The 19,467-nt window shown below is 65.7% G+C and carries 14 protein-coding genes and 2 CRISPR repeat arrays; of the genes, 12 read left to right on the top strand and 2 right to left on the bottom strand.

Annotation, left to right across the window (positions count from 1 at the left end):
- Nucleotides 1–13 precede the first annotated feature (13 nt).
- Complete coding sequence (locus M6E97_RS16800; protein ID WP_034005187.1) at nucleotides 14–2,590, bottom strand: PAS domain-containing protein; 2,577 nt, start codon at nucleotides 2,588–2,590, stop codon at nucleotides 14–16.
- Between the two features lie 260 nt (nucleotides 2,591–2,850).
- Nucleotides 2,851–3,550: a CRISPR direct-repeat array (repeat unit 29 nt; unit sequence GTGTTCCCCACGGGTGTGGGGATGAACCG).
- Nucleotides 3,551–4,333: 783 nt separating this feature from the next.
- Between M6E97_RS16800 and M6E97_RS16790 the strand changes: the two genes are divergently transcribed.
- The 9 genes from M6E97_RS16790 to cas2e are packed head-to-tail and all read left to right on the top strand — an operon-like array spanning nucleotide 4,334 to nucleotide 12,719.
- A complete protein-coding gene (locus tag M6E97_RS16790) occupies nucleotides 4,334–7,006 on the top strand; it encodes a CRISPR-associated helicase/endonuclease Cas3 (protein WP_034005188.1) in 2,673 nt (890 codons plus the stop codon).
- Between the two features lie 2 nt (nucleotides 7,007–7,008).
- Nucleotides 7,009–8,577, top strand: a complete 1,569-nt coding sequence (gene casA, locus M6E97_RS16785; protein WP_034005189.1) for a type I-E CRISPR-associated protein Cse1/CasA — start codon at nucleotides 7,009–7,011, stop codon at nucleotides 8,575–8,577.
- On the top strand, nucleotides 8,574–9,104 hold the full coding sequence (casB, locus tag M6E97_RS16780) for a type I-E CRISPR-associated protein Cse2/CasB (RefSeq protein WP_034005191.1): 531 nt from the start codon (nucleotides 8,574–8,576) through the stop codon (nucleotides 9,102–9,104). The genes casA and casB overlap by 4 nt, the downstream gene beginning before the upstream one ends.
- 9 nt (nucleotides 9,105–9,113) lie before the next feature.
- On the top strand, nucleotides 9,114–10,256 hold the full coding sequence (gene cas7e / locus M6E97_RS16775; RefSeq protein ID WP_023127960.1) for a type I-E CRISPR-associated protein Cas7/Cse4/CasC: 1,143 nt from the start codon (nucleotides 9,114–9,116) through the stop codon (nucleotides 10,254–10,256).
- Between the two features lies 1 nt (nucleotide 10,257).
- The gene (gene cas5e, locus M6E97_RS16770) at nucleotides 10,258–10,920 is read left to right on the top strand and encodes a type I-E CRISPR-associated protein Cas5/CasD (protein ID WP_004348746.1); all 663 of its coding nucleotides are present in this window, start codon (nucleotides 10,258–10,260) and stop codon (nucleotides 10,918–10,920) included.
- Nucleotides 10,895–11,506 (top strand): type I-E CRISPR-associated protein Cas6/Cse3/CasE, encoded by a 612-nt coding sequence (gene cas6e / locus M6E97_RS16765; protein WP_004348749.1) that lies wholly within the window; start codon nucleotides 10,895–10,897, stop codon nucleotides 11,504–11,506. Before cas5e ends, cas6e begins: the two co-directional genes overlap by 26 nt.
- Complete coding sequence (cas1, locus tag M6E97_RS16760; RefSeq protein ID WP_224429305.1) at nucleotides 11,506–11,967, top strand: CRISPR-associated endonuclease Cas1; 462 nt, start codon at nucleotides 11,506–11,508, stop codon at nucleotides 11,965–11,967. The genes cas6e and cas1 (M6E97_RS16760) overlap by 1 nt, the downstream gene beginning before the upstream one ends.
- Nucleotides 11,968–11,973: 6 nt before the next feature.
- A complete protein-coding gene (cas1, locus tag M6E97_RS16755; RefSeq protein WP_224429304.1) occupies nucleotides 11,974–12,423 on the top strand; it encodes a CRISPR-associated endonuclease Cas1 in 450 nt (149 codons plus the stop codon).
- Nucleotides 12,420–12,719, top strand: a complete 300-nt coding sequence (gene cas2e, locus M6E97_RS16750) for a type I-E CRISPR-associated endoribonuclease Cas2e (RefSeq protein ID WP_003159837.1) — start codon at nucleotides 12,420–12,422, stop codon at nucleotides 12,717–12,719. Before cas1 (M6E97_RS16755) ends, cas2e begins: the two co-directional genes overlap by 4 nt.
- A 64-nt stretch (nucleotides 12,720–12,783) precedes the next feature.
- Nucleotides 12,784–13,545: a CRISPR direct-repeat array (repeat unit 29 nt; unit sequence GTGTTCCCCACATGCGTGGGGATGAACCG).
- Between the two features lie 158 nt (nucleotides 13,546–13,703).
- Here cas2e and M6E97_RS16745 read toward each other — a convergent pair.
- Nucleotides 13,704–14,018 (bottom strand): LasR-specific antiactivator QslA, encoded by a 315-nt coding sequence (locus tag M6E97_RS16745; RefSeq protein WP_003086723.1) that lies wholly within the window; start codon nucleotides 14,016–14,018, stop codon nucleotides 13,704–13,706.
- Between the two features lie 1,041 nt (nucleotides 14,019–15,059).
- On the opposite strand from M6E97_RS16745, the gene aprX reads away from it, so the two are divergent.
- The 3 genes from aprX (at nucleotide 15,060) to aprE (ending at nucleotide 19,467) form a co-directional block, all read left to right on the top strand.
- Complete coding sequence (gene aprX, locus M6E97_RS16740) at nucleotides 15,060–16,304, top strand: type I secretion system-dependent protein AprX (RefSeq protein WP_003082538.1); 1,245 nt, start codon at nucleotides 15,060–15,062, stop codon at nucleotides 16,302–16,304.
- 86 nt (nucleotides 16,305–16,390) lie between these two features.
- A complete protein-coding gene (gene aprD, locus M6E97_RS16735; protein ID WP_034005192.1) occupies nucleotides 16,391–18,172 on the top strand; it encodes an alkaline protease secretion ATP-binding protein AprD in 1,782 nt (593 codons plus the stop codon).
- Nucleotides 18,169–19,467 (top strand): alkaline protease secretion protein AprE, encoded by a 1,299-nt coding sequence (gene aprE / locus M6E97_RS16730; protein ID WP_023092078.1) that lies wholly within the window; start codon nucleotides 18,169–18,171, stop codon nucleotides 19,465–19,467. Before aprD ends, aprE begins: the two co-directional genes overlap by 4 nt.

Here is a 19,467-nt window from a genome sequence, read left to right as displayed (position 1 = left end):
CCGGCCCGGGGCCTCACGGCGAGGCTTCCAGCAGCCGGGCGAGGCGTTCGGCGAGTTCGTTGTGGCGGAACGGCTTGGTCAACACCTCGAAGCCGTTGAGTTGCTCGGGCCTGAGGTTGGCGTAGCCGGTGATGACCAGCACCGGCAATTGTGGGAAGCGCTGGCGCAGTTCCTCGGCAAGCTGCACGCCGGTCTTGTCGGCCATGAGATGGTCGGTGACCAGCAGGTCGGGCGCCAGGCCGCGCTCGACCTCGCCCAGGGCTTCCTCCGCCGACGCCGCCTCGCTGACCTGGTAGCCGAGATCGCCGAGCAGCAGCGCGGTGGTGTAGCGCACCATCCTGTCGTCGTCGACCAGCAGCACGTGGGTCGGCCGCAACGCTTCCGGTGCGTCCGGGCAGCTTTCTGCGGTGGATTGCGTCTGCTCCGCGGTGATCGGCAGCCAGATGCTCACCCGGGTCCCCTTGCCGATCTCCGAGTGGATCCCCAGGCCGCCGCCGGACTGGGCGACCAGGCCCTGGACCATCGACAGGCCGAGGCCGGTGCCCTTGCCCACGCCCTTGGTGGAAAAGAACGGCTCCATGCAGCGGGCCAGCACCTCGGCGGGCATGCCTCCGCCGTTGTCGGCGACTTCCAGGCACACGTAGCGGCCGGCGCCGAGACCGTCCACCGCGCCGTCGATCACCAGGTCGGTCCGCGCGCCTATTTCCAGGCGGCCGCCTTCGCCCATGGCGTCGCGGGCGTTCACCGCGAGGTTGAGGATGGCCAGTTCGAACTGGTGCGGATCCACAACCACCGCAGGCAGGCGTTCCGGGATCTCGATGCGGACCTCGATGGTCGGGCCGAGCGAGCGCTCGATCAGGTCGTGCATGCCTTCGACCAGCTCGCGCAGGGCCACCGCCTGCGGCTTGAGGGTTTGCCGGCGGGCGAAGGTGAGCAGGCGACCGACGAGGTTCCGCGCCCGTTCGGCGGACTGTAGCGCGCCGTCGATGAGGTCGGTGGAGCGGGCGTCGTCGAGCCGCCGGCGGATCAGTTCCAGCGAGGCCATGATCGGCGTCAGCAGGTTGTTGAAGTCATGGGCGATGCCGCCGGTCAACTGGCCGACCATCTCCATCTTGCGTGCCTCGTGAAGCTGCGCCAGGGCGCTTTCGCGCTGGGCGAGCATGGTCGCGACACGTTCTTCCAGGCTTTCGTTGAGTTCGCGCAGCTCGTTCTCGGCGCGTACCCGCGCGCTGATGTCCATGCACACGCAGAGCAGGCCGCTGGCGGCATGCTGCTCGTCCACCAGCGGCGTGACCTGGTTCTGCACCCACACCGTATCGCCGTCGGGGCGAACGTAGCGGCCGCTCATCTCGAACGCCGCGCCGGTCGCTCCGCCTGGCGCCGCAGGGAGGGCGAAGTCGGCGGGGTCGAGGATGTCCTGCATGCGCAGGCCGAGCAGGGTCTCGCGCGAACGGCCGGCGATCTCGCAGTAGCGATCGTTGACCCGGGTGAAGCGCCAGTTCCGGTCGCATACCGCGATGCCCGCGCTGGCCTGGTCGAACATCGCCGCCAGTTGCGCGGAACTGGTGCGCAGCGCCAGCTCCGCGCGGGCATGGGTGAGCGAGGTCCAGGCCAGCTTGGCGGCTTCCTCCGCCAGGCGGCGCGAATCTTCGCCGAGCGCCTGCGGATGGGCGAAGTGGATCGCCAGCAGCGCCTCCAGCCGGCCGTGGCGCAGCACCGGGACGTGCAGCGTGGCGCCCAGCCCCAGGCGCGCGCGGCTCGCCGCCTCGTCGAGACTCATGCCGCGCTCCCCGGCGAGGTCTTCCCGCGCCACGCTGCGTCCGGCATGCAGTTCGCCGGACAGGGTGGCGCCGAACGCCAGGTAGCGATGCCGACCGACCGCCGAGCGGCCGTCGTGGAGATAGTCGCGATGGACCTGGAAGGTCATGCCGTCGCCGTTGTCCTCGCCGAAGAATATCCGCGACGCGCCCAGCTCCTCGCCGAGCCGGCGCAGGGCGGTGGCTTCGATTTCCAGGGGATCGGCCAGGGACGGCAGGGTCTGGCCCAGTTCCAGGAGGAACGCCTGGCGGCGTTCGAAACGCACCCGCTCGGTGGTCTCGGTGACGATGCACAGCACGCCGCCGACGGAACCGTCGGTTTCCCGCACCGCCGAATAGGACACGTCGAAATAGACCGTCTCGCCGCGTCCATGGCGTTCGATGTAGAAGGGCCGATCCTTTGCCGCGAAGGTTTCACCGGTCTCGTACACCCCGCGCAGCAGCGGTTCGAGGTCATCCCACAGCTCCCGCCAGTTCTCTATCGCCGGCCGGCCGAGGGCGCGCGGATGCTTGTCGCCGATGCTCGGCGCGTAGGCATCGTTGTACAGGGCGACGAATTCCGCGCCCCAGAACAGCACGATCTGCGCCTTGGCCGGCAGCAGCGTGGCCATCGTCGTCTTCAGGCTCGCCGACCAGGCGTCCGGCGGGCCGAGGGGCGAACTGGCCGCGTCGAGGCTGAGCAACAGTTTCCCGACCGCTCCTCCGTTGGCCAGGAAGGCCGGTGAATGGTCGAGGGGGTTCGGGTCCGGTTCGATGGTGAAAGGCTGTGCCATGTCTGCGGAGTCTTGCTCGGTTCCGGTTGAGGTGGTGGGTCGTATGGAATATAGGAGGGCGGTGGGTGCGCTTGCGTTCAATCAGCTTGGGGGACCGCGGGATCCCGATGCGGGTAGGTTTCGAATGGTCCCGAGGGAGCTGCCGGATTAGGCTGTGGGATGAGTACGGCCCTCATTTCCAGGAGCGGCGCGAGGGCCGCTTGGCCCGGTAGAATTTTGCTGTTGTTTTTCTTTTTTTAAAACAATGGGATACGGTAAGGGTGTTCCCCACGGGTGTGGGGATGAACCGGCGTACATGACTGAGGGAGAGTCCACGGACCTGTGTTCCCCACGGGTGTGGGGATGAACCGGCGTTCATTTCCCAGGACGTGGACCAGCTGCGGTGTTCCCCACGGGTGTGGGGATGAACCGTCGTAGCCCTCCGGGAGGGATTCGAACTTGTAGTGTTCCCCACGGGTGTGGGGATGAACCGCCTCCGACGTGGAGGTTGAGGCGGATGGCTACGTGTTCCCCACGGGTGTGGGGATGAACCGGCAAAGAGGCTGGGTGGCAACCTCGGCCAGTGGTGTTCCCCACGGGTGTGGGGATGAACCGTAGGTGTGCTGGGCGTAGTCGGTGGAGTTCTGGTGTTCCCCACGGGTGTGGGGATGAACCGGCCGTGTCGTTCGATGGTGATGTCGTGCTGCTGTGTTCCCCACGGGTGTGGGGATGAACCGTTCATGAACGGCAGAACGTTGAGCGCCGATTTGTGTTCCCCACGGGTGTGGGGATGAACCGGTTGTTCTAGAGTCCGTTCAGGAGATGCTTCTGTGTTCCCCACGGGTGTGGGGATGAACCGAGGTATTCCTTGCCCTTGGCCAGGAGCACGCCGTGTTCCCCACGGGTGTGGGGATGAACCGTCATCGATCGTGGCGGCTGCACTGGCTGCCTGGTGTTCCCCACGGGCGTGGGGATGAGCTGGTATCGACATCGATGGTGACCAGGCTGGTCCGATGTTCCCCCACAGGCGTGGGATAAACCTGTCTACGCTCCTGCGGTTCGCCCCACCGCGCGGTATTTCCCATGGTGGGGCGAACCGCGCGGCACTACGACCAGTGGCGTGATCACCAGTGTCAGCCGCCAGTTGCCGGAGACGCGGATCGCCCACCGTCCGGCAAGATCCTCTTTCAGGGCATGGAGTTTCCAACCAACCTGGTTCACGTCGCTGGGGATGCAGGCTTCGCTCAGCACGAATAACTGACGGCGCAGGCATTGGGCGGGGGCTGCCTGGATACCTTGCCCTTACCGGTCTCGAAGAAGGCTTCCAGCCCCCTGTGGCGGAAGGAAATAGATTGTGAACAGGCGGCAAGTGAAGGTTGTTAGTGAGTTAGCGGAATGTCCGACGTTCGCTGTTGCACCATGGAGTTCCTGCTAATTTGGACAGGGGTGGTCGGTCCGGTCCATATCCCTCCTGCGCTCCTTCGCTTGCTAAACGGGGGGAGCAGGCGCATCCCTCGCTGGCTGCTCCTTGACGAGCGTCATGCACCAATAGGACGCGTTCCTCCGGTCTGGCTCAGGCCCGGTACGGGCGCCGAGGGAGGGCTGGAAACGATAGCCAAATAATGGCATTTTCTTTTCTCTGTAGGATCGCCCTGTGGCAGCGAGTCGGCTGATATGTGGCAAGTCCAGGGGCCGGCGGTGAACGCAGGATAGCCGCAGTTCAGGATCGGCCTCGGTTGTAGGCAGGGATGGAAGGTGGAAGGAATGCTCGGCTTTTCTGACATGGATGACGTATCGCGATACCTCTGGGCCAAGAGCGATGAGGGGGCTGGCCATGGTTTGCTGGCACACCTGCTGGATGTGGCCGCGGTGGCCCTGACGGTGCTGGAGCACGAGCCGCGGAGCAGTCGGCGATGGGCCGCCGAGGCCCTGGGGCTGCCGCTGGACGGCGCGCCGCGCTGGATCGCTACGCTGGTTGGGCTGCACGACTTCGGCAAGGCGATAGCCGGGTTCCAGGCCAAATGGCCGGCGGGTCGCGAGCGGGACGAGGCCAACGGCCTGCGCTTCGATACGCGCCTGTTGAAGGTCACCGACCACGCCTGTGCCAGCGCCTCGCTCCTGCGCCCGCTGCTGCTGGAAAAAGGCGATGCATCCTTGCTGTGGATACTGCACGTGCTGCAGGCGATCAGCGCCCATCATGGCTACAACTTCACTTCTGCCGATATAGAACGGGTGGTCCAGCGACACGAGCCGGCCGACTGGTGCCAGGCCCGGCGTCGCCTCTTCGATCTCTATTGGAAGCTGTTGGCGCCGACAGGCCAGGCGTCCCTGGAGGAGCTATCGCAGCCTGCCGTTCAGTGGCTGGCGGGGCTGACCAGCGTTTCCGACTGGATTGGTTCCAATCCAGAGTGGTTCCCGCTGGGTGAGCGCCAGCCGGCCTTCGCCGACTATTTCGAGGATGCCCGGCGGCGTGCCGAGGCGGCGCTGGCGACCATCGGCTGGCGGCATTACCGGCCGTTGCTTGCGGAACTGTCCGAGGTCGACCAACTGCTCGGCCGTGTGCTTGGCCTTCAGCAGGCGGTCGAGGCGCGTCCTTTGCAGCGCATCGCCGACGGACTGCTGGCGACGGCCGCGGGACCTGCGTTGCTGCTGGTGGAGGCGCCAATGGGTGAGGGCAAGACCGAACTGGCGCTGCTTGCTCATCTGCGCCTGCAGGCGGCCAACCAGCATCGCGGGCTGTACCTCGCCCTGCCGACGCGAGCGACCGGAAACGCCTTGTTCCGTCGGGTCCGCACTTTCCTGGAGGCCTTTGCCGGCGGCGACGGCGCGGATGTGCAACTGGTCCACGGCGGGGCCGGGCAGGACGCGCAGGTCCTGCACTTGCGCGGGATCGCCGGCGGCGCAGGTGCAAGCGTGGCGTCCTCGGCCTGGTTCGCCCGTCGTCGGCGGGCGCTGCTCTCTCCGTATGGCGTGGGCACGGTGGACCAGGCGCTGTTCGCCGCGCTGAACGTCAAGCACCACTTCGTTCTGCTCTGGGGGCTGGCGAACAAGGTTGTGGTACTTGACGAAGTGCACGCCTACGACACCTATACCAGTGCCTTGATCGAGGCACTGTTGCGCTGGTTGCGGGCCATGGGTTGCTCTGTGGTGTTGATGAGCGCGACCTTGCCCGCTCAGCGCCGTTGCGAGCTGCTGCGCGCCTGGGGTGTGAACGACGCGGAGTTAACGCAGACGGCCTACCCGCGTTTGCTGCTGGCCGACGGGCGGGGTGTCCGGTCGAAGGCCTGCCAGGCTCGTTCGCTTCCACGGATTCTCCTGCGCGAAGTAACGGAAGCCCTCCCAGGTATCGCCGAACAGGCGTTGCAGGCCTTGTCCCATGGCGGCTGTGGCGTAGTTATCGTCAACACCGTAGACCGCGCGCAACGACTCTATCGCCTGCTGCAGGCACAGGTCGGCGAGGAAACCCGCTTGCTGCTGTTCCATGCGCGTTTTCCCGAAGACCAGCGCGGACGCCTGGAAGGCCAGGTGCTCGACTGCTTCGGCAAGGAGGGGCAGCGCCCCGAGCGGGCCTTGTTGGTGGCGACCCAGGTAGCGGAACAATCGCTGGATATTGACTTTGACTTCATGTTCACCGACCTGGCGCCGGTGGACCTGCTCCTGCAGCGCGCCGGGCGCCTGCACCGGCACGCTCATCGGTTGCGCCCCGAGGCGCATGCCGAGGCACGGTTGTACGTGGCCGGGCTGAACCCGCAACGCTTCCCCGAGTTGAAGGCGACGGCTTGGGAGTATGTCTACGACCCCTACATCCTGGGGCGGACCTGGGCGCTGCTGTCCCTCCGGGATCATCTGCGACTGCCCGAGGATATCGACCTGCTGGTCCAGGCGGTCTACGACGAGGAGGTGCAACTGCCGGCGGAGATCACCGAGCGCGATCGCCATTTCATCGAAGTGGAAGCCTACGGCAAGCGCCTGGGTGAGCGTCGCACCGAGCGAATGATGGCGACGAACGTGGCGATCGCTGTGGAAGACGAGCCCCAGTTGGCTTACACGCAGCGCAATCGAGGTTATCAGGAAGGCGAGGAAGGACTCGGTCTGCCGAACTACACCCGCCTGGGAGACGAGTCGGTTTCCCTGGTCCCGGTGTATCGCCGGGAAGGCGGCTGGTCCTTGTCCGCTGGGGGAGAACTCTTCGACCCGGCGCATAGGGTTTCCGATGACCTGGCCCTGGCCTTGGCCAGCCGGCAGATCAAGACCTCGCGCAAAGATCTGGTCAAGCACCTGCTGGCAACGGAGGTGCCGCGTGCCTTCGTCGAGCATCCGTTGCTGCGGCAGCTCAGGCCGTTGGAACTAATTGAAGGACAGGCGGTGATAGGCAGATTGACGGTGGTGCTGGATGAGGAGCTGGGCTTGGTGTTTATCAGGGACCCCGAGGAGTAAGAATGACTGAACACTACAACCTGCTGGACACCCCCTGGCTGCCGGTCCGCCTGGCGAACGGCGAGGTCCGCGAGATGGGGCTGCTGGAGGTGTTCCGCGAGGCCGAGCGTATCAGCGCCCTGGCGGAAACCGAGCCGCCGAGTCTGATTGCACAGTACCGCCTGCTGCTGGCCATTACCCACCGGGCGCTTTTGCTGGAGTACGGCGCGTGGAAGGATAGTGGCAGGCTGCGTTGGTTCCGCGAGGGGTTGTCCATTGACGTCGTGGAACGCTACCTGGAGCGTTGGCGAGAGCGTTTCTGGCTGTTCCATCCACAGTATCCGTTCATGCAAGTCGCGGCCTTGGCTAGCGCCGCGGAAACCTGCGACAAACAGAAGCCCTGGGCCCAGATTTCCCTGGCCAGCGCCAACGGCAATACCCCTGTCGTGTTCGACCATTCCTATGACCTGGCGCCTTCCGCGGTGAGTGCGGACCGGGCGTTGTGCGCCTTGCTGGGCTTCCTACAGTTCACTCCGGGCGGGTTGGTCAAGACTGTTCGCGATTCGGACAAAGCCGGCGCACTGGCCAATACGGCGGCGGTGGTGCCCCTGGCGGACAGTCTGGCGAAAACCCTGTGCCTGGCCTTGCACCCGGCCTCGGGCGAAGCAGCCTTCGATTTGCCTGCCTGGGAGCGGGAAGCCTTGACGATTCCGCAACTGGCCGCCGACCCCATTCTTGCCAGCGGGCCTAACGATCGCTACACCCGGCAGTCGCGAGCAGTGTTGTTGCTGCCGGAGGAAGAGGGCTGCGTCCGCTGGATTCGTTTCGCCGCCGGCCAGGCGCTGGCCGACGATGTCCAGGCGCCGGACCCCATGGCCAGCTACCGCCCCGGCGCCAACAACAGCATGGTCCGGCTGAGCTTCGGTGAAGGGCGGGTGTTCTGGCGCGACCTGCCGAGCTTGCTGCCGGACAGCGCGGCGGCTGGCTCGAAACGGGCTGCCGTTCTCGACTGGGCTTCCAACCTGCGCAGCATCGGCGCCGATGCGCCGTCCTCGATGCTGCTGGTCGCCGGATTGGCCAGCGACCAGGCCAAACTGTTGCGCTGGCGCTCCGAGACCGTTGTCCTGCCTGCGGCCCTGCTCGACTCGGAGGGCTGTGCCAACGAACTGCGCCGTTGTATCCGGGAATCGGAAGACCTGTACGGCGAACTGCGCAAGATCGCCGTGGCAATGCTCGCCGGGGCGTTGCCCGATCCTGCCAGCAAGGACACCTGGGCGAGGGCTCGTACGTCGTTTGACAACGGTCCGGCTGCGGCCACCTATTTCGCCTTGCTGGAGCGCTCGTTGCCCTCGCTCATGGCCCTCATCGGCGGCGATAGCTTGGAGATGCTGGACGAAGCCGAGGCGTTCTGGCGAAGCCGCCTGCTGGCAGCCCTCGAGGTCGCCTGGCAGGGCGTGCGGGAAGGCCTGGGCCTGTCGGTCGCAGCGTTGCGTGCGGAGGCCAAGGTCCGGCCGCGCTACCTGGCGTTGCTGCGTCGTTACCGTAGCGAACCTACCTCTTCCACTCCACTTGCAGAGGAGCAGCGTGCATGAGTGCTGCCGAACATCCTTTCATCGGCCATCTGCAGCGCTTGCAGAATGATCGCGGTGCGCTGGCCGTTCTACGGCGCAGCCTGGGCTTCGCGCCGGGTGCCTATGTGCCGGCCTATCCCTATGTGGAACGCTTCGTCGGTGCCGAGAGGCATGCGCAGGATGCCTGGCGCCTGGCGCTGTATCTGACCGCCGGATTGTTCGCCAGCCATCCCGGACAGGGGCGGGCGAGCCTGGCGATGCGCTTCGGCGAACTGATGAAAGCGCGCAACAGCGCCAGCATCGAAAAGCGTTTCATCGCCTTGCTGGCTGCCGATGCGGAAAACCTGCCGGTGTATCTGCGCCAGGCCGTGAGCCTGTTGGCGGCGGACAAGCTCGCCTTCGACTATGGCGCCTTGCTCAACGACCTTGCCCATTGGCTCGACCCTTACCTGCCTGTTGCGCGCGGCGACGCCATTCGCCAGCGCTGGGCCAGGGATTTCTACGCGGCGCTGGCCAATACAACCGACACCTCCCTTCACAAGGATTGAGAGACCAGCATGAATTTGTTCATCGAGTTCCATCTGATCCAGAACTTCGCTCCGTCCAACCTCAACCGTGACGATACCGGAGCGCCCAAGGATGCCATCTTTGGCGGTCACCGTCGGGCTCGCGTCAGCAGCCAGTGCTTCAAGCGCGCGATCCGCCTGACTGCCCACGAGCAGGAGTTGGTCGCGCCCGAACATCGCGGCGTGCGCACCAAGAAGCTCAAGGCATTGCTGCTGGAGCGGCTTGCCGGACGCGATCCCGCCGAGGCCGAGGGCAAGATCGAGACGGCGCTGGCGGCCGCGGGGCTCAAGCTCAAGGACGATGGCAAGACCGAATACCTGCTGTTTCTCGGCGAAGCGGAGATTGCCGGTTTCGCCGCGCTGATCGAGCAGCGCTGGGATGAACTGGGCAGCGCCGCGCCGGCTGGCGAGAAAAAGGGCAAGAAGGAAGCCAAGGCGAACGTGCCGACGGAAGTGATCAAGCAGGCCAGGGCCCTGCTCGACGGTGGCAAGGCCGTTGACGTGGCGCTGTTCGGGCGGATGCTCGCCGATCTGCCCGAAGTCAATCAGGACGCGGCCTGCCAGGTGGCCCATGCGATCAGTACCCATCGTGTCGAGCGCGAGTTCGATTACTTCACCGCCGTCGACGATCGCGGTGGCCCGGACGAAAGCGGCGCCGGCATGATCGGCCAGGTGGAGTTCAATTCCGCCACGCTGTATCGCTACGCAGTGGTCGACCTGCGCAAGTTGCTCGGCAACCTGCAGAACGACGGCGAGCTGGTGCTGTCGGCGCTGGAAGCGTTCACCCAGGCCATGGTGCGGGCGATCCCGTCGGGCAAGCAGAACACATTCGCGGCGCACAACCTGCCGGCGTTCGTCGGTGTTTGCCTGCGCCATGCGGGGCCACTGAACCTGGCCAATGCCTTCGAGAAGCCGGTCGTCGCGCGTGCCGATATCTCCCTCAGCGAACAGTCCATCGCCGAGCTGGCCCGCCATGACCAGCAGCTCGCTGCGGTCTACGGCGACAGCCGCGACCGCTGGGCCTATCTGGACATCAGCGGTGCCTGGCCGAAGGAGCGTGGCGAGCCGGCCGGCAACCTGCAGCAACTCGCCGATTGGCTGCGCAGCCAGGTTTCCAGCCGTCTGGGAGGCTGAGATGGCTACCTTGCTGATGCGCCTGCAAGGGCCGATGCAGTCATGGGGCACCACCAGCCGTTTTGACGAGCGCGACACTCAGCTGGAACCGTCGAAGTCGGGAGTGCTTGGCCTGGTCTGCGCCGCCCTGGGACGTGATCGCAGCGAGCCGCTGGAGGATCTGGCCAGCCTGCGGATGGGGGTGCGCGTCGACCGAGAGGGCATTCCGTTGCGCGACTACCAGACGGCCACCGGTGTGCTGGTCGCCAGTGGCAAGGCCGATCCGCGGCGGACAGTGGTCAGCCCGCGGCATTACCTGGCCGACGCGGTCTTTCTGGTCGGGCTCGAAGGGCGCGACCAGGCCCTGCTGGAGCGAATCCAGCAAGCCTTGCGTGCACCGTTCTGGCCGCTGTGCCTGGGCCGCAAGAGTTTCGTTCCTGGGAGCCCGGTGTGGTTGCCCGAGGGCCTTTCTTCCCTGGCACTGGAACAGGCGTTGCAGGCCTGGCCACGCCTGGCCGAGGCGCAACCGGGCGACCGCGGCAAGCCCTTGCGTTGCCTGATCGAGGATGAGCGCAGCGGGGTGGTACGCCTCGATCAGCCCATCGCCCCCTTTGCCGAACGCCGTTTCGGCCCACGCTTCGTACGCTCGGGAGTCGCGGATGTACCTGACCAGACTGACCCTTGATCCTCGCAGCGCTCAGGCGCGCCGCGACCTAGGCGACGCCTATGAGATGCACCGTACTTTGTCGCGGGTTTTCGCCGACGAGCAGGCTCCGGCATCGCGCTTCCTCTGGCGTCTGGAGGCCTCGGGGAATGCCTGGTCCACTCCGACCTTGCTGGTCCAGGCGGCCAGCGAGGGTAACTGGTCGGTGCTGCAGGCGCTCCCTGGCTACCTGCTGGGGGAGCCGCAGAGCAAATCTCTGGCTTTGCGACAGTGGCTGGAAAGCGATATCTCCTACCGTTTCAGATTGTTCGCCAATCCGACGGTGACACGCCAGGGCAAGCGCTATGGGCTGGTGGGCGAGGAGCAGCAACTGGCTTGGCTGGCACGCCAGGGCGAGCGGCACGGTTTCGTGGTCGAGGCGGCCCTCGTAACCTTCAGCGAAGTGCTTGGCAGCCGCAAGGGGCAGACACGCATCAGCGTCTTGCGCGCCGCGTTCGAGGGGCGCTTGCGGATCAGTCGCCCGGATGCCTTTGGTCAGGCTCTGGTCGCTGGGATAGGCCCTGCCAAGGCTTTCGGCTGTGGCCTGCTGAGCCTGGCGCGTAGCTGATGCTACCGCCCCTCAAACCCTTGCCGATGAAGGACCGGCTGTCCATGGTGTTCGTCCAGTACGGGCAGATCGACGTGCGGGACGGCGCCTTCGTTGTCATCGACCAGACCGGCGTGCGTATGCACATTCCGGTGGGCTCGGTTGCCTGCATCATGCTCGAACCCGGTACCCGGGTGTCCCATGCCGCCGTACACCTGGCCTCGACTGTCGGCACCTTGCTGGTGTGGGTCGGTGAGGCCGGCGTGCGTCTGTACGCCAGTGGCCAGCCCGGTGGCGCTCGTGCTGATCGTCTGCTGTACCAGGCCCGTCTGGCCTTGGACGACGAGCTGCGGCTCAAGGTGGTACGCAAGATGTACGAACTGCGTTTCGCCGAGCCGGCGCCCGCGCGGCGTAGTGTCGAGCAATTGCGCGGCATCGAGGGCGCCCGGGTGCGCGAGACCTATCGGCTACTGGCTCGCTAGTTCGGAGTGGACTGGCGGGCGCGCAATTACGACCGGCGGAAGTGGGATGCCGCCGACGTACCGAATCGCTGCCTGTCGGCGGCCACCAGTTGCCTCTATGGAATCACCGAAGCTGCGGTGCTGGCGGCGGGGTATGCTCCGGCGGTCGGCTTCATCCATACTGGCAAACCGCTGTCGTTCGTTTACGACATCGCCGACCTGTTCAAATTCGACACAGTGGTGCCGGTCGCCTTCCGTATCGCCGCTAAGGCGCCGTCGCAACCCGAGCGTGACGTGCGGCTCGCCTGCCGGGATATCTTCCGTTCGAGCAAGCTGCTGACCCGCATCATTCCCACCATCGAAGAGGTACTGGCCGCCGGCGGCGTCGAACCTCCCAGCGCACCGCCCGAGTCGGTGCCGCCAGCCATTCCCAACCCGGAGGGAATCGGCGACCTCGGGCACAGGACGCAAGGGTGAGCTTCCTGGCCGTAGTGGTGGAAAACGTCCCGCCGCGCTTGCGCGGACGTCTGGCAATCTGGCTGCTGGAAGTCCGCGCGGGCGTCTATATCGGCGATGTATCGCGGCGTACCCGGGAAATGATCTGGCAGCAGCTGAGCGAGGGCTACGAGGAGGGCAACGTGGTAATGGCCTGGGCCGCCGCCAACGAATCCGGCTACGAGTTCCAGACCCTGGGCGTTAACCGTCGACATCCAGTGTTGTTCGACGGGCTGCAATTGGTGGCATTCCAGCCTCTAGATCGGACCACGGAATAGAGGATGAGGCGGTAGATTTTTCGAGGTGTTTTTTCTTCTTTAAAAACAATTCTGTACGGTAAGTGTGTTCCCCACATGCGTGGGGATGAACCGCTCACTTGGCACAGGCCCGGCGCGAGAGAGCGGTGTTCCCCACATGCGTGGGGATGAACCGGAGGTAGGTCATGAGTGAGGTGAAGCGGTACAGTGTTCCCCACATGCGTGGGGATGAACCGCCGCAGAAGCCCAAGCCGACCGCCTTTGAGGAGTGTTCCCCACATGCGTGGGGATGAACCGATCAGCCCCAATGAGGGCCTCGTACAATTCATGTGTTCCCCACATGCGTGGGGATGAACCGTCCTCTGGCTCGATGGCAGCCCAGGATTTGCAGTGTTCCCCACATGCGTGGGGATGAACCGGATCGCTATAGCGCGCTGACGGTCAGTCTCGTGTGTTCCCCACATGCGTGGGGATGAACCGATCCGCGCACCGGAGCGAAAAGACTGCCGCCAGTGTTCCCCACATGCGTGGGGATGAACCGGCCGACCGCCTTTGAAGACATCGATTTCCCGCGGTGTTCCCCACATGCGTGGGGATGAACCGTCGTGAACAACCAGATTCGCTCTGGAACTTCAGTGTTCCCCACATGCGTGGGGATGAACCGAACACCCCTTTGTAGAGAACCCGCTTCATCATGTGTTCCCCACATGCGTGGGGATGAACCGCATCCGCAGAGACGCCAGCTCGGCTTTGTAGAGTGTTCCCCACATGCGTGGGGATGAACCGAAGGACCGCGTCCGCGTGCTGCTGGAGACGATGTGTTCCCCACATGCGTGGGGATGAACCGTGGAAGTACGCTCGCGCAGCGAGGATGCGATATATGCACGGGGCGAGCCGTTCACTTGAAAAGCCGACATTCCTGGCTGTCCTGTATTTCCCCTTTGGCATGGATAGAGCAGCCCCATAGGGCGAACGACGCCACCGGCGTCATTCGCCATGGCCGGGTCAACCGGAACGTCGAGCGGCTACCAGGCGCTGCTGCAGGCGCGTCAGGAAGGCCACTTCGAAGGCGGTCTTCTGCATCGGTGTGGGCAGGCTGTCGCGGCCGAAGGCGAAGGCGGTCCAGAGCTGGCCTTCGATCTGGTCGGCAAGCCAGTTCTCGGCCTGGCGGACGCCCTTGTCGATGGCGGGCTGGGCGGGAACCGGCCAGAGCAGGGAGAGACCGGGTTGCCGGTCGGCGGGGGGAATCTCGACCATCAGGTCCTTGTAGCGTTCGATGATTGCGTCGACGTGGGTCTTTTCCTTTTCATCCTTCGTCATGCTGGGTGCTCCGTTTCTGAGAGTCACATGACCTGCCGCCTTCGCTGTCAATCGATGGAGGCAGGATCGCGCAGGGTTGACAGACCGGGAAACGGAACCGGCAGACCACGAGGGTCTCCCCACGCGATCCGCCATGAAGGCCCGCAGTTGGAAAACTGCGGTCGAGCCGATGCCTGCAAAAGCATTCGCTGCTTTCGCATGCACCGCTCGGCGCATCGCGCCGTCTCTTCGGGCTGTCAAACCCGGTCACGGATTTGGCCGTGACGGGCGCAGGATAGGGGCAGGCAAGGCGGGGAGCAAGGGCGGGAACGGGTGACGGCAGAGGCTATCGGCAGGCAAGGCGTTGGCTGAAGCGATTCATGGAAATAACCCGGCCTTGGAGCGCGCCGTTAATCATCGTTTACCAGGAGAAAACAATCCGCCTGGACTGTTCGATTCAATATTTTGTGATGCGCTTCACGTAATAAGAGTATTCCTTATGAGCCACGCAAAAGTGTCATTCGCTTCTTCGAAGAGGGCGCTGCCGAAGTTGCACGCTAGTTGGGCACGCCGCGAGGGCGGCTCGGCACTTTGGTGCATAAGGATATAACCCTTTCTTCATTTCTGATTTTCGTCAGAGTTCGTGCCGGGGCGACCGTCCGTCATTCGATATTAATTAAAAGCGTCAATAATCCGTTTAGGAATCAGGGGCTTGGAAATCCACCTGGCAGAACTGACAGGTCGGTATGCCCAACCAAAGTATTGAACTGATTTAAGTGGTGGTACAAATTCGCCTTTCCCATGTTAGTCCTACTTAACAGGCGAAGCGGTGGAGAGCGCTCTGTTGCGGGCTGCTCGGGATTAAATGGGTTTCGCCCTCGGGGGGCTCCTGTCTTCCAATAAAAACAAGTTGTCGCCAGGCCTGATGAACTTTCAGGTACCCGCGTTCCGTTTTCTCGCGGAACTCACTGACTGCGCTTAACCGCGTGACCGGTTCGGTCGGTAAACAGCGACCTGCGCCGGAAACGCGATAACCGAGACAACTCAATCGAGGAACAGAAGATGGGATTATTCAATGCAGCCGCGAACCTGTTCGGCCAGGTCTACGAGCGCGCGACGCAGGTGGCCGCCACCGCCGTCACGGCGGTGGCGGACGTGGCCAGGACATTGGTGGGCTCCACCGTCGACGCCGTGGAGCAGCAGGTGCACGAAGCGCTGACATCGGTGCATGACGCCGTTGCCAGCGTGGAGCAGGCGCTGGAGGGTACGGTCGGCGCGGTGGCCGGCACGCTCGGCGAGATCGCCGGCGACGCCCTCGACACCGTAGGCTCCGCGGTCGGCACGCTGGGCGGGCTGGCCGGCAACTCGCTGGCGATCGCCGACGACTTGTTGCACGGGCGCGTCGAGCCGGAGGATTACCTGAAGCTGGTCGGTGACCTGGGGCAGGGCGTCGGTGCCACCGTCGGCCATGCCTGGGAATTCGGCAGCGATAGCCTGAAGGCCGCCAACGATCTCTATCACGCCGCCTACCAGGGTGGCTCGCTAAGCCTCGGCAATAGCGACGGCCTGCTCGGGGTCAATGTGATCGGCTCGCTGCTCGGCGGCAATCACGACCAGGGCGTGATTCCCGATAGCCGCGGCATCCTCGGCCCGCTGCCGATCAACGTCTCCTTCACCGAGCAAGGCCTGACCTTCGGCGGCGAGACGCCGCTGACTCCGCTGGTCACCGCAGCCCTGGCGCTGAATCCGATCACCGCGCCGCTGGTGCCGGTGCTGGCGCCGCTCAACCTCGGCGGCCTGGGAGTGGTCGGCTCGGTCGACAAGGAAGGCTTCAGCGCCAAGTTCTACGGTATCGCCGGACCCAGCTACAACCTCGGCGTGGCCAATCTCGGCGGCACCCTGGAGCTGGGTAGCTACAACGAGGTCAAGCTGCTGAGCTGGAACGAGGTGACCCTCAAGGACCTGCCCATCGTCGGCGGCATCCTCGGCTATGTGCCGGTGGTCAAGGACATCGGTGTCTCGCTGCCGACGCTGGACCTGCACTTCGACAGCAAGCTGTATGCGCAAACGATTGCCGGTGTCGATGTCGCCGGGGTCGGGCCGAAGGGCCAGATCGAGCTGGTGCATGACCTCGACAATGACCTGTCGATCGTCGCCGGGATCGCCGGGGATACCGCGCACAGCGCCCTGGACGGTGCCGGCAAGGTGCTCGCGGCGCTGCTCGGCCACGGCGGCGAAGCGGCGCCGCCGACAATCCAGCTGATCGGCGCCGACCCGGCGCCGGAGCATCAGGCCCTGGCCGCCTGACGGCGAGGGAACGCCCGGCACAGGGAGGTGCCATCCGGGCTCATTCGGGATTCCAGCGGCAGTCGTGGCAGAAGTGAGCGCGCTCGATGGCAAGGCTCGGTTCCAGCGTTACCAACGAAATCAAACAGGCCCTGGCGGCCAGCCGCGGCGCGTTGCGCAGCGTGGCGGCGTTCTCCGGGGTGATCAACCTGCTGATGCTGGTGCCCTCGCTGTACATGCTGCAGGTGTACGACCGCGTGCTGTCCTCGGCCAACGAAGTCACCCTGTTGATGCTGACCCTGATGGCGCTCGGCGTGTTCGTCTTCATGGGCGCGCTGGAGGCGCTGCGCAGCTTCGTCCTGGTGCGGGTCAGCGAACGCTTCGACGGCCAGTTGCACGGGCGGATCTACGTCGCCGCCTTCGAACGCAACCTGCGCGCCGGCGGCCAGGAGGCCAGCCAGGCGCTGCACGACCTGACCACCCTGCGCCAGTTCCTCACCGGCCAGGCGCTGTTCGCCTTCTTCGACGCACCCTGGTTCCCGGTCTACCTGCTGGTGATCTTCCTCTTCGACCCCTGGCTCGGCCTGCTCTCGCTGGTCGGCGCGCTGGCCCTGATGGCCCTCGCCTGGTTCAACGAACGCGCCACCCGTGTGCCGCTGGCCAAGGCCGGCGAGTTGTCGATCAAGTCCGGCCAACTGGCCAGCAACAACCTGCGCAACGCCGAGGTGATCGAGGCGATGGGCATGCTCGGCAGCATGCGCGGGCGCTGGGAACGGCTGCACCAGGCGTTCCTCGACCAGCAGAGCCTGGCCAGCGAGCGCGCGGCGCGGATCAACGCGCTGAGCAAATACCTGCGCATCGCCCTGCAATCCCTGGTGCTCGGCCTCGGCGCCTGGCTGGCGGTGGAGGGACGCATCACCCCGGGGATGATGATCGCCGGCTCGATCCTGATGGGCCGTGCGCTGGGGCCCATCGACCAACTGATCGGTGTGTGGAAGCAGTGGGGCGCGGCGCGCGATGCCTATCGCCGGCTGAGCGGCCTGCTCGACGAATTCCCCGTCCGCGAGCGGCGCATGGAATTGCCCGAGCCGCGTGGCCACCTGCTGCTGGAATCGCTGGACGCGGCGCCGCCCGGCAGCGAGGCGCGCACCCTGCGTGGCCTGACCCTGGCGATCCCGGCCGGCTCGGTGGTCGGCGTGATCGGTCCGTCCGGCTCCGGCAAGTCGAGCCTGGCGCGGGTAGTGCTGGGCATCTGGCCGACCCTGCACGGCAGCGTGCGCCTGGACGGCGCCGAGATCCGCCAGTACGAGCGCGAGACCCTCGGCCCGCGCATCGGCTACCTGCCGCAGGACATCGAACTGTTCGCCGGCACGGTGGCGGAAAACATCGCCCGCTTCGGCGAGGTGCAGGCCGACAAGGTGGTGGAGGCGGCGCGCCTGGCCGGGGTCCACGAACTGGTCCTGCGCCTGCCGCAGGGCTACGACACCGTGCTCGGCGTCGGCGGCGCCGGGCTTTCCGGCGGCCAGCGCCAGCGCATCGCCCTGGCCCGGGCGCTGTACGGTGCGCCGACCCTGGTGGTGCTCGACGAACCCAACTCGAACCTCGACGACAGCGGCGAGCAGGCGCTGCTGGCGGCGATCCAGGCGCTCAAGGCGCGTGGCTGCACGGTGCTGCTGATCACCCACCGGGCCGGCGTGCTGGGTTGCGCCGACCGCCTGCTGGCGCTGAACGCCGGCCAGTTGCACCTGTACGGCGAGCGTGACCAGGTGCTCGCCGCCTTGAACAACCAGCGCGCCGCGTCGGCGTCGCAGCAGCGCGCGGACTACCGGGTGGCCGGCTACGGCGCGCCGCAGGTGGTGGCCGCGCCGCGCCAGGGAGGTGTGGAATGACCCGCACGGTGAAACGCGACGAGAACGCCTATGCGCGACTGGGTTGGCTGCTGGTCCTGTTCGGCTTCGGCGGTGCGCTGCTCTGGGCCGCCTTCGCGCCGCTCGACCAGGGCGTGGCGGTGCCGGCCACGGTGATCATCTCCGGCCAGCGCAAGTCGGTGCAGCATCCGCTGGGCGGGGTGGTCAAGCACATCCTGGTGCGCGACGGCCAGCATGTGGAGGCGGGCGAGCCGCTGATCCGCATGGAACCGACCCAGGCCCGGGCCAACGTCGATTCGCTGCTCAACCGGTACGCCAACGCGCGGCTCAACCAGGCGCGCCTGCAGGCCGAATACGACGGCCGGCGGACCCTGGAGATGCCCGCGGGGCTGGCCGAGCAGGCCCCGCTGCCGACCCTCGGCGAGCGCCTGGAGTTGCAGCGGCAATTGCTGCGCAGCCGCCAGACCGCGCTGGCCAACGAACTCTCCGCATTGCGGGCGAACATCGAGGGGCTGCGCGCCCAGCTCGAAGGGTTGCGCCAGACCGAGGGCAACCAGCGCCTGCAACAACGCCTGTTGAACAGCCAGTTGAGCGGCGCGCGCGACCTCGCCGAAGAAGGCTACATGCCGCGCAACCAGTTGCTCGAACAGGAGCGCCAACTGGCCGAGGTGAACGCCCGGCTATCGGAGAGCAGCGGTCGCTTCGGGCAGATCCGCCAGAGCATCGCCGAGGCGCAGATGCGCATCGCCCAACGCGAGGAGGAGTACCGCAAGGAAGTCAACGGGCAACTGGCGGAAACCCAGGTCAATGCGCGGACACTCTGGGAGGAGCTGTCCTCGGCGCGCTACGAACTGCGGCACGCCGAGATCCGCGCGCCGGTCAGCGGCTACGTGGCCGGCTTGAAGGTGTTCACCGATGGCGGGGTGATCGGCCCCGGCGAATTGCTGATGTACATCGTGCCCAACAGCGACAGCCTGGAAGTGGAGGGCCAGCTCGCGGTGAACCTGGTCGACCGGATCCACAGCGGGTTGCCGGTGGAGATGCTGTTCACCGCCTTCAACCAGAGCAAGACCCCGCGGGTCACCGGCGAGGTGACCATGGTCAGCGCCGACCGCCTGCTCGACGAGCAGAACAAGCAGCCCTACTACGCGCTGCGCGCCCAGGTCGACGCGGCCGCGATGGGCAAGCTGAAGGGCCTGCAGATCCGCCCGGGAATGGCGGTGCAGGTGTTCGTCCGCACCGGCGAGCGCTCGCTGCTCAACTACCTGTTCAAGCCCCTGTTCGACCGCGCCCACGTGGCGCTGGCGGAGAACTGA

Origin of the sequence: Pseudomonas sp. B111 (assembly GCF_026428275.1) — a bacterium.
Lineage (GTDB): Bacteria > Pseudomonadota > Gammaproteobacteria > Pseudomonadales > Pseudomonadaceae > Pseudomonas > Pseudomonas aeruginosa.
The sequence above is the reverse complement of the archived record's forward strand: the minus strand, read 5'-3'. Positions and strand labels throughout refer to the sequence as shown.

Coding starts and splice junctions, on each gene's coding strand:
- M6E97_RS16800 (WP_034005187.1), bottom strand. CDS start 2,590: ATGGCACAGCCTTTCACCATCGAACCGGACCCGAACCCCCTCGACCAT.
- M6E97_RS16790 (WP_034005188.1), top strand. CDS start 4,334: ATGCTCGGCTTTTCTGACATGGATGACGTATCGCGATACCTCTGGGCC.
- casA (WP_034005189.1), top strand. CDS start 7,009: ATGACTGAACACTACAACCTGCTGGACACCCCCTGGCTGCCGGTCCGC.
- casB (WP_034005191.1), top strand. CDS start 8,574: ATGAGTGCTGCCGAACATCCTTTCATCGGCCATCTGCAGCGCTTGCAG.
- cas7e (WP_023127960.1), top strand. CDS start 9,114: ATGAATTTGTTCATCGAGTTCCATCTGATCCAGAACTTCGCTCCGTCC.
- cas5e (WP_004348746.1), top strand. CDS start 10,258: ATGGCTACCTTGCTGATGCGCCTGCAAGGGCCGATGCAGTCATGGGGC.
- cas6e (WP_004348749.1), top strand. CDS start 10,895: ATGTACCTGACCAGACTGACCCTTGATCCTCGCAGCGCTCAGGCGCGC.
- cas1 (WP_224429305.1), top strand. CDS start 11,506: ATGCTACCGCCCCTCAAACCCTTGCCGATGAAGGACCGGCTGTCCATG.
- M6E97_RS16745 (WP_003086723.1), bottom strand. CDS start 14,018: ATGACGAAGGATGAAAAGGAAAAGACCCACGTCGACGCAATCATCGAA.
- aprX (WP_003082538.1), top strand. CDS start 15,060: ATGGGATTATTCAATGCAGCCGCGAACCTGTTCGGCCAGGTCTACGAG.
- aprD (WP_034005192.1), top strand. CDS start 16,391: ATGGCAAGGCTCGGTTCCAGCGTTACCAACGAAATCAAACAGGCCCTG.
- aprE (WP_023092078.1), top strand. CDS start 18,169: ATGACCCGCACGGTGAAACGCGACGAGAACGCCTATGCGCGACTGGGT.